At 54.8% G+C, this 1,298-nt stretch carries 1 protein-coding gene; it reads right to left on the bottom strand.

All coding sequences use genetic code 11. The features are described 5' to 3' along the window. Nucleotides 1-22: 22 nt before the first annotated feature. Nucleotides 23-1,018 (bottom strand): IS110 family RNA-guided transposase, encoded by a 996-nt coding sequence (locus AC0ZWN_RS28755; RefSeq protein WP_476337708.1) that lies wholly within the window; start codon nt 1,016-1,018, stop codon nt 23-25. Nucleotides 1,019-1,298 lie beyond the last annotated feature (280 nt).

The raw sequence follows: 1,298 nt of genomic DNA, 5'->3' as shown, positions 1-1,298 counted from the left end.
CCTGTAGATACTCTGTTCACGGTCAAGCTTTTGCGAGATCTTTTGCGCTAAAAAGCTTGGCCGTATCGAAATCTTCGCCGGCTCGCATACAGGCCCACAAGCCGGTCAGGTATTTGCGCATGACGGCGACGATAGCCTGCATCTTTCTCTTCCCTCGCCCGATCAACGCTTCGTAAAAGGCTTTCACGTTGCTGTCGCAACGTATGGCAGTCAGCGCTGGCATGTACATCGCTGAACGTAGGTAGGCGTTTCCGCCCTTACTTATCCGTCCAGGCTTATCGATGCTGGTACCTGATTGCGTAAGCCGCACATCGAGTCCTGCATGTCGGCTGACCTGCGCGGACTTAAGTGTCACTGGCAAGGTCGTCAATTCAGCCAGTGCCGCAAATACTGAAATTTCGCCCATGCCCGGCGCTGCGATCATGTGCCCGAACTGGGCGCTTAGCGTCGGGCAGTTGTCGATCAGCGCCCGACCTGCGAGCCTGAAACGCTCGATTCGCTTGTCAAAAGCTTCAATGGCCTCTTCTTCGTCTTCAATCAGCATTTTCACGGTTGTTTGAGTAGCTTTGAGCGCATGCAGCTCGTTCTTGGCTCGGGTTCGATGACACGTCAAACGATTGATATGCCTTCCGATAGCCCGCAGTTCCAACTGTATGGTCGTGGGCGGCGTCCACAATCTTGGGCTCATGCGTTCGCCGTATTCAGCTAGCAACTGGGCATCGATTGCATCGGTTTTGCTGTTTTTCAGCATCAGCTTGGCGAAGTTATGAAAGCTCTTCGGGTTGATAACCGAAACGGGTAAACCCGCCGCAGTGAGCTCCATGGCCAAATCCAGGTAATAGATGCCTGTGGCTTCCATCACCACGGACAAAGGCTTGAGCTCGAGTAACTTGGTGACTGCTGCCTTGCGCCCGGCGGGCGTTTGGTCGATGTTGCAAGCGCCTGCAAAACGGCCGTCGTTGCGCCAGCCCATGGCGGTCGTGCGAGACCCCACATCCAAACCGACATGCATGCTCATGCTTTCAACTCCGAGTGAAGTGGGTTAGAAATGCATCCTGGTTCCCCTGACCTCGAACTTCATGCCACTGCAACCTTGTAATGCGAAGTCCGACTTGTCGGCTTCTCGATACTCTTCGTGGTGGGCAATGAGGCGGGGGGACCTCTCTACAGACAAGGTCAGGAGCAAGTCCTGCCTTCAGGAGCGATCGGTCTCCCCCAGAAACACATCTTCGTATGTCCGCACCAGCGAGCTTAGATCTCAATTGACTGGTGTGAGGGCAACATACAAGGAGCTGCCG

Source organism: Pseudomonas sp. 3B-A001-10F (assembly GCF_056313565.1).
This window is presented reverse-complemented; position numbering and strand designations above follow the sequence as displayed.